The sequence below is a fragment of the Sulfitobacter pontiacus genome (genome assembly GCF_040790665.1).
GTDB classification, from domain to species: Bacteria; Pseudomonadota; Alphaproteobacteria; order Rhodobacterales; family Rhodobacteraceae; genus Sulfitobacter; species Sulfitobacter pontiacus.
Map to the genome: position 1 here is coordinate 588,996 of NZ_CP160849.1, position 14,969 is coordinate 603,964.

The following is a 14,969-nucleotide window of genomic DNA, read 5'->3' on the forward strand; positions in this document are numbered from 1 at the left end:
ACAGGTTCACGACCAAGCGCAATGCCGCCTATCCAAAGGGACATCCCGCTTATCCTCTATCGGCGGAACCTTGCATGAAAAAAGGCGCGCCGCAGCACGCCTTTGATCGATTTCATCCAGTAAGTGATGCTTACACGTTAGGCCCGCAAGCGACGCTTACATATTAGGCCCGTAAGCGACGCTTACATATTAGGCCCGTAAGCGACGCTTACATATTAGGATAGTTCGGGCCATCCCCACCCTGCGGCGTGGTCCAGACGATATTCTGCGTCGGATCCTTGATGTCGCAGGTCTTGCAGTGCACGCAGTTCTGGAAGTTGATGACAAAGCGCGGGTCCTTGCCGTCTTCCTCGACGAATTCATACACGCCGGCAGGGCAATACCGCGCCGAGGGGCCAGCGTATTCCGGCAGGTTGATGTTCACCGGCACCGACGGATCCTTCAGCGTCAAATGCGCGGGCTGGCTTTCGTCGTGGTTGGTGAATGAAAACGCCACGTTGGTCAGACGGTCAAAGCTGAGCTTGCCATCGGGCTTGGGGTAGTCGATCTTCTTGTGCTTGTCGGCCTTTTCGGTCGCTTCAGCATCGGATTTACCATGCCCCAGCGTCCCCAGCAGCGAGAAGCCGAAGGTATTGGTCCACATGTCGAACCCACCCACGGCGAGCGAGGTCACAAGGCCGTATTTGCTCCACAACGGTTTGACGTTGCGCACTTTTTTTAGATCTTTCCCGATCTCGCCGCTGCGGACATCTTCCTCGTAGGCGGTCAGCTCGTCACCGGCGCGGCCCGCCTGGATCGCGTCATAGGCCGCTTCGGCGGCAGCTTTGCCCGACAGCATCGCGTTGTGGTTGCCCTTGATGCGCGGCACGTTGACCATGCCCACCGAACAGCCCAGCAACGCCACACCGGGTGCGACCATCTTGGGCATCGACTGATAGCCGCCTTCGGTGATGGCGCGCGCGCCGTAGGCCACGCGCTTGCCGCCTTTCAGCAGCTCAGCAACCATCGGGTGGTGCTTGAAGCGCTGGAATTCCATGTAGGGGAAGACATGCGGGTTTTTGTAGCCAAGGTGGACAACGAAACCGACGTACACCTGGTTGTTTTCGATGTGATAGATGAACGACCCGCCGCCCGCGTTGCTGTTCAAAGGCCAGCCCATCGTGTGGGTCACGGTGCCCTCTTTGTGCTTGGCGGGGTCGATCTCCCAGATTTCTTTCATGCCAAGACCGTATTTCTGCGGCTCTTTACCGGCGTCCAGATCGTATTTCGCGATCACCTGCTTGGACAGGCTGCCGCGCACGCCTTCGGACAGGAAGACGTATTTGCCGTGCAGTTCCATGCCGGGCTCATAGCCGTCGCCCTTGGTGCCATCGGCGCTGATGCCGAATTCACCGGCCACAACGCCTTTGATCTCACCATTTTCGCCATAAACAAGTTCGGAGCACGCCATGCCGGGGAAAATCTCGACCCCCAGCTCTTCGGCCTGTTCTGCCATCCAGCGGCAGACATTGGCCATGGAAACGATGTAGTTCCCGTGGTTGTTCATCAGCGGTGGCATGGGGAAGTTCGGCACCCGGATTTTACCCGCCTCGCCCAGCATGTAAAAGTTGTCTTCCTCGACCTTGGTCTTGATCGGCGCGCCTTTTTCTTTCCAGTCGGGCATCAGGGCGTCCAGACCGATCGGGTCCAGAACCGCACCCGACAGGATATGCGCCCCCACCTCAGAGCCCTTTTCCAGCACGACCACATTGCAGTCGGCGTCGAGTTGTTTCAGACGGATCGCGGCGGACAGACCGGCAGGGCCCGCACCGACGATAACGACGTCATATTCCATTGCTTCGCGTTCAACTTCGGCCATTTGGGGCTCCTCTTCGGGCAGAAAACGGTTTGGATTTCGCTAAACCAGCACGGTCGCTATTGCAATCGCAACACAGCGTAAATTAGCGCACCCACGACAGTTTGCATCTTAAATGTTGCAGGTGCAGCAATATTGTTTCGCATCGCAAAATGCTAGCTGCGCGGATCTCCCATTAGATAGCGCGGCCCCTGCCCTTTCTCCCCCGCGCGGTCTTGAGGGTTATAAAGCGCACAGGCCTGTAGGCTCAGGCAGCCGCATCCGATACACCCATCTAGGTCGTCACGCAGGCGGGTCAACGTCGCGATCCGGTCGTCCAGCGTTGTACGAAACGCCTGGCTGATCCGCGCCCAGTCCTGTTTGGTTGGGGTGCGCCCATCTGGCAGGCGGTCCAGCTCTTGCTTGATCTGCGGCAAGGTAAAGCCGAGTTGCTGCGCGATCATCACAAAGCTAAGCCGCCGCAGATCGGCACGCTCGAACCGTCGCTGCCCGCCGCTGTTGCGCCACGGTTTGATCAACCCTTGCGCCTCGTAATAGCGGATGGCGGACACCGCCAAGCCTGTGCGCCGCGCCAAAGCGCCAATCGACAACCCGTCATTCACCGCCATAGACATTCCCCGAAATAATCCTTGACCTAAAGTTAGGTTTAGAAATTACACACCATAGGGTCAACGTCACAAACACGGAAGGAAGACCCGACAATGCCAGCACAATTGGAACATGCCAACATCACCGTAACCGACCCGCAAGCCACCGCCGCCTGGATGGCGCAGATCTTTGGCTGGCGTATCCGCTGGCAAGGCGATGCGATAGCGGGCGGACATACTATTCACATCGGAACCGACAGTTCATACGTGGCGCTTTACACACCGAAAAAGACGCCGGCCACGGGCACCAGCAGCTATGACACCACCGGCGCGCTGAACCATATCGGGGTGACCGTCGATGATCTGGACGCCGCCGAAACCTTGGTCAAAGCGCAGGGCTTCACGCCGGTGAACCACGCCGATTACGAACCCGGGCGGCGCTTCTATTTTCGCGATCACGACGGTGTCGAATACGAGCTGGTCCAATACGATGACTAAGCGCGGATTGCCGCGGACCGGCTGACTCTGCTCTTGCAATCGCGGGGCAGTTTGGGTCAGGTAAGGATCAATTCAAATCGGTTGCACCCTCGGACGACAGTTCGGGGGCTGTGACCCTCATTGCGTGGACGCCCCCTGATGGAAAAAATCCCCATGACCCGCGCCGGTCACACGGCTTTGGAAACCGAACTCAAGCATCTGAAGTCGGTTGAACGCCCTGCCATCATCAAAGCCATCGCCGAAGCCCGCGAACACGGTGACCTGTCCGAGAACGCCGAATACCATTCCGCCAAGGAAAAGCAGTCCTTCATCGAAGGCCGCATCAAAGAGCTTGAAGGCGTGATCTCCCTTGCGGATGTGATTGACCCGGCCAAGATGTCCGGCGCGATCAAGTTCGGCGCGACCGTGACCCTCGTGGACGAAGACACCGACGAAGAGAAGACCTACCAGATTGTTGGTGAATACGAGGCCAACATCGAAAAAGGCCTGCTGAACATCAAATCCCCTATCGCCCGCGCCCTGATCGGCAAGGAAGAAGGCGACAGCGTCGAGGTGCGGACACCCGGGGGGGACAAATCCTATGAGGTTCTCAAAATCGTCTACGCATAAGCCGGGGACAAAGAGATGACCGACAAACCGCAGCTGACACCGAACGCGCCGCGCCAATCCGCGCGGTCGACCCCCTTTGGCGTCTATTCGCGCCCGAACGACGGCGGGATCTCGAACATTGAACTCATCGCCGCAGCGCTAAGCGCTGTATGGTTGCTGGGGTCCGCGATCTTTTTCCTGATGCTGCCGTCGGATCAGCAACCCGATACGGGCGGCGCCGGCTTGCGGTTCCTGATGATGATGCTGGCAATCTTCATGCCCGTTGGCATGATCTGGGTCGCCGCCACAGCGGCCCGCGCCAGCCGTGTCATGCGCGAGGAAAGCAAACGCTTGCAGGCCGCGATCGACGCGATCCGGCAGGCGTATATCGCGCAACAGCAAGGGCAGAACCTTGGCGCAGACGCGACCGTCGCGCGCAAGCTGGATGAAATCGCCGCCGCCGCCCGCAAGACCGAAAGCACGCTGGCCACCTTCCAAAGCCGCCGCGACGCCAGCACCCGCCTCGCGCCTCTCAAGCCTGCGGTGGTCGATGACCAGCCCGCGCTGGCGCTTGGCACCTCGGCCGCGGATATGACCCCGCCGCTGTCGCATGAAGATTTCATTCGCGCGCTGAATTTCCCCGAAACCGCAGAGGATACCGAAGGCTTTTCGGCACTGCGCAAGGCATTGAAAGACCGCAATGCGTCCCAGCTGGTGCAGGCCTCGCAGGACGTGCTGACGCTGCTCAGTCAGGATGGTATCTATATGGATGACCTGCGCCCCGACCGTGCACGCCCCGAAATCTGGCGCCAATTCGCCCAAGGGGCCCGAGGCCGTCCGATCGCAGCTTTGGGCGGCATCCGCGACCGGTCCTCGCTGGCGCTGACCAGTGCCCGCATGAAGCAAGACCCGATCTTCCGCGATGCCGCGCATCACTTCCTGCGCCGTTTCGACCGCGCCTTTGCCGCCTTTGAAGCCGAGGCCTCTGACGCCGACATCTCGGCACTGACCGACACGCGCACCGTGCGGGCCTTCATGTTGCTGGGCCGCGTGGCAGGGACGTTCGACTAGCGGTCAGGTGATCCCGAAAGACCCATAGGGAATATAGCGCACCAGATCGCCCGGCTGGATGTCGGCCGCGGCGTCCGGGAGTTCCACCAATCCTTCGGCCCAAGCCAGCCCGCTGATCCGCCCCGACCCCTCCGATGCAAAGACCTCCACCCGCCCGTCGCGCATCCGCGCGCGCAGATACTCGCGCCGCCCCGGTTTCTTGCGTTTGCTGAAATCTGCGGGCACGTCGAACCCCTGCGGTACAGGCCAGTCCTGCCCGGCCAGCCGTGCCAACGCAGGGCGCGCGAAAATCAAGGTGCAGACCATAGCCGCCACGGGGTTGCCCGGCAGACCAAAGACCGGCGCGCCTTGCCACATGCCAAGCGCTAAGGGCCGCCCCGGTTTGACCGCAATGCGCCACAGGTCAAGCGCCCCCGCCTCGGACAAAAGGGCCGACACGTGGTCCTCATCCCCCGCCGACGCACCACCGCTGGTCAGGATCGCGTCAACACGTCCCTGCGTCTCATCCAGCCGCCTGCGCAAAGCTGCGCGATCGTCACCCACATGTCCCAGATCCACGCCCTGATGTCCGAACTGCGATACCAACCCCAGCAACATCGGGCGGTTCGCATCGAATATCTGCCCGTCGGCCGCGGTTTGACCGGCCTCGACGATCTCATCCCCTGTCGATAGCACGCCAACGCGCAACGGCCGATGGGTCGACACAGACGCCGTCCCCGTGGCCGCGAGCAAGGCGATATCCGCCGCTGTGATCCGCCGTCCTGCGCGCAGTGTCACGGCACCCGCTGTCACGTCCTCCCCCGCTTTGCGGGTATTGGCACCCTGTTTCACCGGACCGTTAAACCGCAGGGTGCGCCCGTCGCTGGTCACGTCTTCTTGCAACACCACGGTATCGACGCCTTCGGGCAGCGCGGCCCCTGTCAGCACGCGGATCGCCTGCCCTTCGGCCAGCACCCCCGGCGCGTCCCCCGCCGCCGCGCGCCCCTCGGCCAGCGGCATCGCATGGGCCCCGGCCGCGCGCCCGCCTGCAAAGCCATAGCCATCAACAGCCGTATTTGGCAGCGGCGGATTGGCGCGGCGTGCCAGCGCGTCCGCCGCGGCGATGCGCCCCAAGGCGGCAGCCAAAGGCACGTCTTCGACAGGGGTCACCGGATGCAGCCGTTCCCGCAGCTGCGCCAGCGCCTCGTCCACCGGCGTCCAGTGCACGCCCGGCGGCAGGGCAAAACAATCGTTGCGCAGGGGGGGCGGGGCCTTGAGCAGATGTTCGAAGCCCAGACCGAAAATCCACCCCTCTTCCGCTGCCTCGACATCCTGCATCTGCGCCAGATCGGCGGCGGGGACGGCGGCCAGCTGCCGTGCAAGCTCCTGCACCTGCCACGCATCCTTGATCATGTTGTCAGGGGCGGGCCCCACGGTGAGCGACGGCCAGATCTCGGCAAAGACCACCTGCGCATCCGGCCTTTCAAAAGGCCAGACCGCGACATGATCGGCAAAACGAGCACGCAGGCGTGACAGCACAGGCAGCCCCATGACCACCTGCGACCCGACAGCCCCTGCCCCGGCCATTTGCCAGCAGGTGAAACTGCCCTTGGCACGCTGTTCCCCCGCGCGCTTGTCGGGAAACGGGTTGGCGTAGCCTGCCTTGGTGCGCGGCAGCCCTGCGATATCGCGGTTGGGCAGCCCGTTGGCCCAGAAAGGGCCGCTGCCATCGCCCAGACCCAGATTGATCTCGGCCACCAGATCGAAACGGTTGTTACGGTCTGGCGCATCTTCGACCCGCGCCTCGAACCACTCCCACAGGGCGAAGGGATCGTCGCTGCCCGTCAGGGCCTCGGCAAAACCGCTGGGGTAGGCAAAGGGGAAATCGAAGCCGATGAACAGACGGCGACCCTGCGCCAGCTCTGCTTCGATCAACGCGGCGATCCACGCCTCTGCCTCGGACCGGTTGCGCAGATAGACAGGCGGGTCCGAGATGCCCCCGCGCGACACCCCCGCCCAAATCGCATCTTTGCGCGGGGTTGGTCCGGTGTCATTACCGCCGGACCAATCGACCACAACAAGCGTGTCGAAAGGGCTCACAACCCCACCTCGGCCAGAATGAAATCGGCGATGGTGCTGGTGTCATTCAGATCGAATACGGGGCGATCCAACGTCATGGGGGTGTCGCTGGCAATCGCCTTGATCGTCGGATCCTCCGGCGCGATCAGCGCGTTGCCGGTTTCGGCCCGATGCGCTTCGACCTTGGCGTGACCGTCGCGTTTGTAGCCTTCGACCAGCACCAGATCGACGGGCGCAAGCTTGGCCAGCAGCGCGTCGAGCGTCGGCTCATCCTCGCCCTGCAGCTCATGCATCAGGGCAAAGCGGTTGCGCGAGGCCAACAGCACCTCGCGCGCGCCAGCGACGCGGTGGCGGTGGCTGTCCTTGCCCGGATGATCCACATCAAAACTGTGGTGCGCATGTTTCACGGTAGACACTGAAAACCCGCGGCCCGTGATTTCGGTCACAAGGCGTTCCATCAGCCCCGTTTTGCCTGCGTTTTTCCAGCCGACAACGCCGTAAACTCTCATAGCATCTCCTGTGCGCGGGCCAGATCTTGGGGGGTGTTGATGTTAAAGAACGCGACCTCATGGGGGAACAGCGCTTCGCGCCCCTCATGCGTTTGTGTCCACATCACGACCTTGCGCAGCCCCCCTTGCAAGGCGGCGCGCAGATCGTCGCGTAAGGCCACGGGCCAGAGGCCAAAGGTCGGATGCCGCGCGGTGCCGCGTTTGGCATCCGGCGTGGCGGCCAGCACCAGCGGATGGGTCATCCCCTCGCTTGCCAGCAACAGCTGCGGCACCAGATCACCGGGGAAGAACGGCGTGTCTGCCGCCGCCGTGACGATGGTATCCGCGCCCTGTTCAGCGGCCCAATCCAGCCCGGCCAGCACGCCCGCAAGGGGACCGGCGAACCCGTCGATACTATCGGGCAACACCGGCAGCTTCAGCCCCGCAAACCGCGCGGCATCACCATTGGCATTCAACGCGACGCGATCCACCTGCGGGGTCAGCCGTTCAATCACATGACCCAGCACGCTTTGAACGCCAAGCTGCAACAGCCCCTTGTCGCCGCCGCCCATCCGCGTCGCCTGCCCACCGGCAAGGATCACCCCAAGTGGCTGTTTCATGCGCTGCCCTTTCGCCCAGATCGTTTCGGTTCATCCGCGATTCCGTCGGGGTCCGCGTCACGGATCAACCGGTCCTCGCCCGCCAGACAGATAAAGCGTTTGCCCTTCATCCGGCCGATCAGCGTCAGCCCGACCTGCTGCGCGATCTCTACCCCCCAGGCGGTAAAGCCGGAGCGCGACACCAGCGCGGGGATGCCCATCATCGCGGTCTTGATCACCATCTCGGAGGTTAGCCGCCCCGTGGTATAGAGGATCTTATCCTCGGCCGGGACTTGCTCAGAAAGCATCCAGCCCGCGATCTTGTCGACCGCGTTGTGGCGACCCACGTCCTCCATATAGACCAGCGGGCGATTGCCCTGACACAGCACCGTGCCGTGAATCGCCCCGGCTTCCAGGTACAGGCTCGGCGTGCGGTTGATCTGCGCGCTAAGATCATACAGCCACGAGGTCCGCAGCGGGGTCGTGGGCAGAGACACATCCTCTAGCCCCTCCATCATATCGCCGAAAACCGTACCGACCGCACAGCCGGAGGTACGGGTCTTCTTGCGCATCTTGTCTTCGTAATCGGTTTTGCGGGCGGTGCGGACCACGACGACCTCAAGCTCTTCGTCATAGTCTACACTAGTGATATCCTCACCGTCGCGCAGCATGCCCTGATTGCGCAAGAACCCAAGCGCGAGGTATTCGGGGTAATCGCCGATCGTCATCGCGGTGACGATTTCCTGCGCATTCAGATATATCGTCAGCGGGCGTTCCTCGACCACATTGATCGTTGTTTCAGCCCCTGTTTGGTCGCGCCCGGTCACGGCACGGGTCAGCCGCGCCAACCCCGGTTGCGGTGCGATCAAATAAGCATCGGTGTCTGTCTTGACGGACAATTGCATCCCCCCAAAGCGGCAGTTAAGCATGTCCCGGCAATCTAGGGGGAACGCATGGCCATCACCACCACGAAATCGGCCTTTCGAAAAGGTCTTGCCGACGCCGCACCCTTTGTTCTGGTGATCATCCCCTTTGCGTCGCTGTTTGGCATCCTCGCCACCGAGGCAGGATTGAACGTATTCGAAACGCTCGCCTTTTCGGTTGTGGTCATTGCGGGGGCAGCACAGTTCACCGCGTTGCAACTGATGCAGGAACATGCCCCGACGGCGATCGTGCTGGCCTCTGCGCTGGCGGTGAACCTGCGGATGGCGATGTATTCCGCGTCGCTGACCCCTTACATCGGCTCCGCCCCGCTGTGGCAGCGCGCGCTGGCGGCCTATCTGACGGTCGATCAATCCTATGTCTGCGCGATGGCGCAGTACGAGAAGCAGCCCGATATGACGATCCCGCAACGGATGGCGTATTTCTTTGGCTGCGTGACCCCGATTGTACCGCTGTGGTATTTGTTCACGCTGGTGGGGGCGATGGTGGGCGCGCAGATCCCCGAAAGCTGGGCGCTGGACTTTGCGCTGCCGATCACCTTTCTGGCCATGATCGCGCCGATGTTCCGCACGCCGGCCCATGTGGTCGCGGCGCTGGTTGCCTCTGTCGCGGGGCTGCTGACGGCGGGAGTGCCCTATTCGCTGGGGCTGATCATCGCGGGGCTTGCGGGGATGATGGCCGGTGCGCAGACAGAGCTTTGGCTGGAACGGCGCCAGCCCCAACACCCTGAACAGGATGCGGTATAATGGATCATATCAACACCGGCACACTTTGGTTCGTGATCATCGCCCTTGGCATCGGCAGTTTCGGGCTGCGCTTTGTCTTTACCGGATTGGTTGGCGACCGCGAGATGCCCGCATGGCTGCTGCGGCACCTGCGCTATACGGCGGTGGCGATCCTGCCCGCGCTTGTGGCTCCGCAGGTGATCTGGCCCGCAGCCACGGACGGGCAGCTTGACCTGCCGCGCATGGCGGCAGCGGCTGCGGCCCTGACAATCGGGGTGATCACCAAAAACGTGCTGCTCGCCATCATCAGCGGTGCAGCAACGCTTTACAGTCTGCTTTGGTTACTGGGCTAGAAGCGACGCCCGCACCGCGTCGATCACATCGCCATCGTCATTCTCGTAGTATTTTGTCGTCGTGACACCGGGCAAGCTGGCGAACTGTTCGCTGAGCTTGGCCGGATAGAAGGTCTTGGAGATGCTTTCGAACCCTTGGACCTGCGACAGAATGCCCGAGGTCGCATTGGCGCAGAACGCCCCTGCTACCGTGCCGTTCGACATCACAAGCTGCAAAATCTGTTCCGCTTGCGCGTCCGTCACCTGAATTTCCTGACTGACAACATGGTAGGTGCTGCGTGCGTGCGAGGATTTGTAGCCTTGAATCCACTTGGGCGTCATACCGTAAAGCACGTCGCCGCGTTCGATCACGCGCGGATCGCGGAAGGAACCGGCGGGGTCAAAGATCACCTGCTGCGAGCCATTGACCACCAGCGCCGTATGGCCGCCGCTGCCGGTGCGGTTGTTGATCATCGTCATCAACGTGATGGATCGCGGCCCCGGTGCCACATAGGCGGCCGCCGCGACTTCTGCCGGTGTGTTATCAATCCCGGTATCATTCGCACAGGCCGCAAGCAGCCCGACGCAGGCCAAAGCCATCCAAACACGCATAGAAATATCCTGTCGGTTAGGTTTGCCCGCCTTAGCGCGCGAAGATCGCCATAAAGACCAGAATGGCAATAATCACGATGCTCGACCATTTGACGAAGTTCATGAAGCTGTCAAAAGTCTTCTCGTGCGTGCTGGTGTCCATCGAGCCGTGTTCATGTTTGGCCATTTGCGCGATCCTTGTCTTAACGTGCGTATGATTTGAACTGGGGAATACTGTATTCATCTGCCTATGTCACGGCATCAAAATGCGCGGGATCAGGTGTTTTCGCCTGTCTGTGCCGGCTCTTGCGTCTCGAGGTCTTGCGCCAAGCGGAAACCGATACGATTCGCTGGGGCTTCCTGCACCGCTTTGGGCAGCGCACGCAGGGCGACATTTAACTGGGTGACATGCTGCACCAGCTGCATCCGTGCCCCCGCGTTGTCCTTGCCGTAAAAGGTCACGATGTCCGGATCGAAATAGCCCATACCCTCGATCCGCAGCACACCGGCGTCACCGCCTGCGAACCCCATCGCGACCTCGTGATCGCCATCCAGCTGCTCTTCGAAATTTCTAAGGTAAAGCACGACCCGCTCGTAGGCCCATTGCGCTGGTGATTTCTGCGCGGCGGGTTTTTGGGTCATCCCCTTGGGCACCGGCTGGTCAGAGGCATTGCGTCTGTCGGGGTCCGAATGCACCTCGTAGAGGCGCGGCAGCGCGTCGGCCTCGATCGCTTCGGCCGCTGTCTTGATCTCGTTATCCATCGGTCAGCCCCTTGATTGATATACCCAAGCCCCGTCCAGCGCCCGCAAGCTGCGTGTGGCACGGCCCGTTTGGTAAAGATGGCTGAGATGGGCGACCGCTTCAACCAGCGCCAGACCGTATTCGCCTTCGCCAATGTTGCGCTTGAACAGGGTCGAGAAACATTCAGACGCCGACTTCGGCTCTGCAATCGCCTTTTCCAGACGGCGCAGGGCGCTGTGGTGATTCTCTATCAACTGGCGCATGCGGGTGGGCAGACCGGTGAAGGGCAGCTTGTGCCCGCCAAGCACCAGATGATCCTCGCGCGCCAGCAACGACAGACGGTCACAGGCCTCGATCCATTCGCCAATGGGGTCGGCCATGGGTTCGGTGGCATAGACCCCGACGTTAGGGCTGATGGACGACAGGATCTGATCGCCTGCAATCACCAGATTGTCATCACGGCTCCAGAAGGTGGCGTGTTCGGGGGCGTGCCCATTGCCCATATGCACGTCAAACACGCGTCCCCCGATGGTGATCTCGTCGCCCTGTTTGATCCGCGTAAAGCCAAGCGGCAGAGGCGAGACGATGTCGGCAAAGTTGAATGGCCGCTCGGAGGCGCGTTTCTCGTACAGCGCGGCATCCATCCCCGACAGTTTGTAGAAAGCCAAAGTCTCGGCTGGCGGTGCCTCTTGCGGGTCCAGGGTCAGCATCCGCGCGGTCAACCACGCGGTGCGCGTCGTCACCAGCTCTGCCCCGTGTTCGGTCTGGAACCAGCCCGCCAGCCCGATGTGATCGGGGTGGTGGTGGGTCACGATCACCCGCGACACCGGCTTGCCGCCCAAGGGCCCCGCGATCAGGTCCGTCCACAGCGCCTTGGACTTTTTCGACGCGAACCCCGTGTCGATGATCGTCCAGCTGTCGCCTTCGTCAAAGGCATAGACGTTGACGTGATCCAGCTTCATCGGCAGCGGCAGACGCAGCCAAAGCACGCCGGGGGCGACCTCTATCGCCGCATCATGGGCGGGCGGCGTCTCCCAGGGGAAACGCAAACCGGTGGGTGCGGTATCAGGCATCAGGCGGCCAGTTCGTCAGCAGAAAGCGCGAAAAGATCAGCCTCGCCCGCTTGGGCATGGGCCAGCAGGCCAACGTGTTCCGGCAGCAAGCGCAGGATGTAGAACCGCGCCAGCTTTTCGCGTGGCCCGCCCTTATCGGCCAGCGCCGCCTTGAGGTGCATATGCGCGCCAAGCACCCGTGCAAAGGCCCGCAGGTATGGCACCGCTCCGGCAAAGCGCGTGTCCATGCTCGATTGCTCGGTCAGCCAGTCGGTCGCCTCGCGCAGGGTTTCCGAGGCTTGCCACAGGGCATCCGTCATATTCGGAAAAACGTCGCGGGCGGCTTCGGCGTCTGCCTCGATCTCGTCCAGCAGACGGTTCGCGGCCTCGCCCCCGTCCATCATCTTGCGCGCGACCAGATCCATCGCCTGAATGCCATTGGTGCCTTCGTAAATGGCGGTCACCCGCACGTCGCGGCTGTACTGCGCGGCACCGGTTTCTTCGATAAAGCCCATGCCACCGTGGACCTGAACGCCCATCTCAGCGACGGCCATGCCGGTGTCAGTGCCAAAAGCCTTGGCGATCGGGGTCAGGAAGGCCGCGCGGGCTTTCCACTCGGCCTGACCGGTGGCGTTTGTCATGTCGATGGCCTTGGCACAGCACAGCGCGATGGCGCGGGCGGCAAAGGTTTCGGCCTTCATCGTCATCAGCATGCGGCGCACATCGGCGTGATCCACGATGGTGCCAGTGCCGTCGGGGCGCGATGTCTTGCCCTGTTTACGGTCCAGCGCATAGGCCAGCGCGTGTTGATAGGCCGCTTCGGCGATGCCGATACCCTGCCCGCCAACGCCAAGCCGCGCGTTGTTCATCATCGTGAACATCGCCGCCATGCCGCCTTGCTCGGGCCCGACCAGCCAGCCGGTCGCCTTGTCATATTGCATCACGCATGTCGGAGACCCGTGAATCCCCAGCTTGTGCTCGAGGCTCACCACCTTGAGGCTATTGGCATTGCCAAGGCTGCCGTCGTCATTGGGCAGGTATTTCGGCACGAGGAACAGGCTGATGCCTTTGGTGCCCGCAGGCGCACCGGGCAGACGCGCCAGGACAAGGTGGCAGATGTTGCCGCCAAAGTCATTGTCGCCCCAGGTGATATAGACCTTCTGACCCGAGATCGCATAGGTGCCGTCGCCATTGTCTTCGGCCTTGGTCGCCAGCGCCCCCACGTCCGACCCCGCTTGCGGTTCGGTCAGGTTCATCGTGCCGGTCCATTCGCCGCTGATCAGCTTGGGCAGGTACAGCTCCTTGATCGCGTCGCTGGCGTGATGCTCAAGCGCTTCGATCTGGCCTTGGCTCATCAAGGGGGCAAGTTGCAGGGACAGGCAGGCGCCGCTCATCATTTCGTTGACGGCGGTCGTCAGGGTCATGGGCAGGCCCATGCCGCCGAATTCGGGGTCGGCCGACATGCCGATCCAGCCGCCTTCGGCCACGGCCTTGAACCCGTCGGCGAAACCGGGCGAGGTGCGCACGACGCCGTTTTCAAGCTTGGCGGGGGTCTGGTCGCCGGCGCGTTGCAGCGGGGCCAGAACGTCATTGGTCATCTTGCCCGCCTCTTCGAGGATCGCGCGGGTGACGTCTTCGCTGGCGTCCTCGAAGCGGTCGGTCTGACGCACAGCGTCCAGCCCTACGACATGATCAAACAGAAAGGCAAAATCTTCGACAGGGGCGCGATAGGGCATAGTTTTCCTCCATTAACGCGTTCGTCTGCTTGGCAAACCGAACAGCGACCTGATAAGCCCAAGGCGATACTCCGGGCTGTTGCGGCGAGAATGTCGCTCAAGCCTGCGCACCGCAACCCAAAACGCGGCGTCATCCCCCGTGAGAGAAGCCAATGACCGAGATTCTTCCAGCCGACCCTTCCGGTATTTCCCGCGCCGCCACCCTGCTGCAGCAAGGCGCATTGGTCGCGCTGCCGACTGAAACGGTCTATGGTCTGGGGGCGGATGCGCGTAACGGGACGGCGGTGGCGGGCATCTACGAGGCCAAGGGGCGGCCCAGCTTCAACCCGCTGATCATCCATGTCGCCGATGTGGATCAGGCGCGACGCTACGGGCGCTGGTCCGACACCGCCGAGATTTTGGCAAGCGCCTTCTGGCCCGGTCCGATGACACTCGTGCTGCCTCTGGCCGACGGGCACGGGCTATCGTCGCTGGTGACGGCGGGGCTGGACAGCGTCGGCATCCGCGTGCCCGCGCACCCCACGGCCCGCGCCATTCTGCGTGCGCTTGGCGGTCCGGTGGCGGCCCCCTCGGCCAACCCCTCGGGCAAGATCAGCGCCACAACGGCGCAACATGTTCTGACGGGGCTTGGGGGGCGGATCGCCGCTGTGGTTGATGACGGCCCCTCCACGGTGGGCCTGGAAAGCACCATCATCGGCCTGAACCAGCCCCGCCCCACGTTGCTGCGCGCAGGCGGGCTGCCGTCGGAGGCGATAGAGGCAGCTCTTGGCGCACCGCTGGATGTGGCCGACGGGGCAGAGATTATCGCCCCGGGTCAGCTCGCCTCTCACTACGCGCCCCGTGCCAGCGTGCGTCTGAACGCCCAAACGGCGACGGATGGAGAGGTTTATCTTGGCTTTGGCGCAGCAAGCGGGAGCGGGCCGGATGACCTGACCCTATCGGCCAGTGGCGATCTGGTGGAAGCGGCGGCGCATCTGTTTGACCGACTGCACGCGCTTGACCGGCTGCGAAAGCCGATTGCGGTGGCCTCGATCCCTGAAACCGGTCTGGGCCGTGCCATCAATGACCGTTTGCGCCGTGCGGCGGCACCGCGTTAGGGCTTTTG

The 14,969-nt window shown here is 62.4% G+C and carries 17 protein-coding genes; 6 read left to right on the forward strand and 11 right to left on the reverse strand.

The annotated features are described in order from the left end of the window. Positions 1 to 208: 208 nt before the first annotated feature. Positions 209 to 1,858: an electron transfer flavoprotein-ubiquinone oxidoreductase gene (locus tag AB1495_RS02870; RefSeq protein WP_074634724.1), complete on the reverse strand. Its 1,650-nt coding sequence runs from the start codon at positions 1,856 to 1,858 to the stop codon at positions 209 to 211. A 152-nt stretch (positions 1,859 to 2,010) separates the two neighbouring features. After that, positions 2,011 to 2,463 carry a redox-sensitive transcriptional activator SoxR gene (soxR, locus tag AB1495_RS02875; protein WP_074634725.1) on the reverse strand — a complete coding sequence of 151 codons (453 nt, stop codon included), beginning with the start codon at positions 2,461 to 2,463 and terminating at the stop codon, positions 2,011 to 2,013. A gap of 93 nt (positions 2,464 to 2,556) precedes the next feature. On the opposite strand from soxR, the gene AB1495_RS02880 reads away from it, so the two are divergent. The 3 genes from AB1495_RS02880 (at position 2,557) to AB1495_RS02890 (ending at position 4,599) form a co-directional block, all read left to right on the forward strand. Beyond that, positions 2,557 to 2,940: a VOC family protein gene (locus AB1495_RS02880; RefSeq protein ID WP_064217159.1), complete on the forward strand. Its 384-nt coding sequence runs from the start codon at positions 2,557 to 2,559 to the stop codon at positions 2,938 to 2,940. 138 nt (positions 2,941 to 3,078) lie between these two features. Continuing rightward, positions 3,079 to 3,549, forward strand: coding sequence for a transcription elongation factor GreA (gene greA / locus AB1495_RS02885; protein ID WP_005849618.1), 471 nt, complete (start codon positions 3,079 to 3,081; stop codon positions 3,547 to 3,549). Between the two features lie 15 nt (positions 3,550 to 3,564). Further along, a complete protein-coding gene (locus AB1495_RS02890; protein WP_074634726.1) occupies positions 3,565 to 4,599 on the forward strand; it encodes a hypothetical protein in 1,035 nt (344 codons plus the stop codon). Positions 4,600 to 4,602: 3 nt separating this feature from the next. Here AB1495_RS02890 and glp read toward each other — a convergent pair whose 3' ends face one another. From glp to AB1495_RS02910, 4 genes are read right to left on the reverse strand one after another with little or no spacing between them, the layout of a single operon-like run. Beyond that, entirely contained in the window at positions 4,603 to 6,678 is a 2,076-nt protein-coding gene (gene glp / locus AB1495_RS02895) for a gephyrin-like molybdotransferase Glp (protein WP_074634727.1), read from the reverse strand. Then, positions 6,675 to 7,166, reverse strand: a complete 492-nt coding sequence (mobB, locus tag AB1495_RS02900) for a molybdopterin-guanine dinucleotide biosynthesis protein B (protein ID WP_005849624.1) — start codon at positions 7,164 to 7,166, stop codon at positions 6,675 to 6,677. The genes glp and mobB overlap by 4 nt, the downstream gene beginning before the upstream one ends. Beyond that, the gene (mobA, locus tag AB1495_RS02905; protein WP_074634728.1) at positions 7,163 to 7,765 is read right to left on the reverse strand and encodes a molybdenum cofactor guanylyltransferase MobA; all 603 of its coding nucleotides are present in this window, start codon (positions 7,763 to 7,765) and stop codon (positions 7,163 to 7,165) included. The genes mobB and mobA overlap by 4 nt, the downstream gene beginning before the upstream one ends. Next, positions 7,762 to 8,649, reverse strand: a complete 888-nt coding sequence (locus AB1495_RS02910) for a formate dehydrogenase accessory sulfurtransferase FdhD (RefSeq protein WP_074634729.1) — start codon at positions 8,647 to 8,649, stop codon at positions 7,762 to 7,764. The genes mobA and AB1495_RS02910 overlap by 4 nt, the downstream gene beginning before the upstream one ends. A 48-nt stretch (positions 8,650 to 8,697) precedes the next feature. Here AB1495_RS02910 and AB1495_RS02915 point away from each other — a divergent pair, with 48 nt between their 5' ends. Both AB1495_RS02915 and AB1495_RS02920 read left to right on the forward strand, forming a co-directional pair. Beyond that, positions 8,698 to 9,432 carry an AzlC family ABC transporter permease gene (locus AB1495_RS02915; RefSeq protein WP_005849629.1) on the forward strand — a complete coding sequence of 245 codons (735 nt, stop codon included), beginning with the start codon at positions 8,698 to 8,700 and terminating at the stop codon, positions 9,430 to 9,432. Then, on the forward strand, positions 9,432 to 9,764 hold the full coding sequence (locus AB1495_RS02920; RefSeq protein WP_009825231.1) for an AzlD domain-containing protein: 333 nt from the start codon (positions 9,432 to 9,434) through the stop codon (positions 9,762 to 9,764). The genes AB1495_RS02915 and AB1495_RS02920 overlap by 1 nt, the downstream gene beginning before the upstream one ends. Here AB1495_RS02920 and AB1495_RS02925 read toward each other — a convergent pair. The 5 genes from AB1495_RS02925 to AB1495_RS02945 all read right to left on the reverse strand — a co-directional run bounded on the left by AB1495_RS02925 (position 9,753) and on the right by AB1495_RS02945 (position 13,864). After that, positions 9,753 to 10,355 carry a hypothetical protein gene (locus tag AB1495_RS02925; protein WP_074634730.1) on the reverse strand — a complete coding sequence of 201 codons (603 nt, stop codon included), beginning with the start codon at positions 10,353 to 10,355 and terminating at the stop codon, positions 9,753 to 9,755. The two genes, AB1495_RS02920 and AB1495_RS02925, sit on opposite strands and share 12 nt — an antisense overlap. 31 nt (positions 10,356 to 10,386) lie before the next feature. After that, positions 10,387 to 10,521 carry an aa3-type cytochrome c oxidase subunit IV gene (locus AB1495_RS02930; protein ID WP_009825233.1) on the reverse strand — a complete coding sequence of 45 codons (135 nt, stop codon included), beginning with the start codon at positions 10,519 to 10,521 and terminating at the stop codon, positions 10,387 to 10,389. 89 nt (positions 10,522 to 10,610) lie between these two features. Continuing rightward, positions 10,611 to 11,096 (reverse strand): DUF6173 family protein, encoded by a 486-nt coding sequence (locus AB1495_RS02935; RefSeq protein WP_005849637.1) that lies wholly within the window; start codon positions 11,094 to 11,096, stop codon positions 10,611 to 10,613. Positions 11,097 to 11,099: 3 nt separating this feature from the next. Next, positions 11,100 to 12,149: an MBL fold metallo-hydrolase gene (locus tag AB1495_RS02940; protein WP_074634731.1), complete on the reverse strand. Its 1,050-nt coding sequence runs from the start codon at positions 12,147 to 12,149 to the stop codon at positions 11,100 to 11,102. Then, complete coding sequence (locus tag AB1495_RS02945) at positions 12,149 to 13,864, reverse strand: acyl-CoA dehydrogenase (RefSeq protein ID WP_074634732.1); 1,716 nt, start codon at positions 13,862 to 13,864, stop codon at positions 12,149 to 12,151. Before AB1495_RS02945 ends, AB1495_RS02940 begins: the two co-directional genes overlap by 1 nt. Before the next feature lie 152 nt (positions 13,865 to 14,016). On the opposite strand from AB1495_RS02945, the gene AB1495_RS02950 reads away from it, so the two are divergent. Beyond that, on the forward strand, positions 14,017 to 14,961 hold the full coding sequence (locus tag AB1495_RS02950; RefSeq protein WP_074634733.1) for an L-threonylcarbamoyladenylate synthase: 945 nt from the start codon (positions 14,017 to 14,019) through the stop codon (positions 14,959 to 14,961). Positions 14,962 to 14,969: the final 8 nt, after the last annotated feature.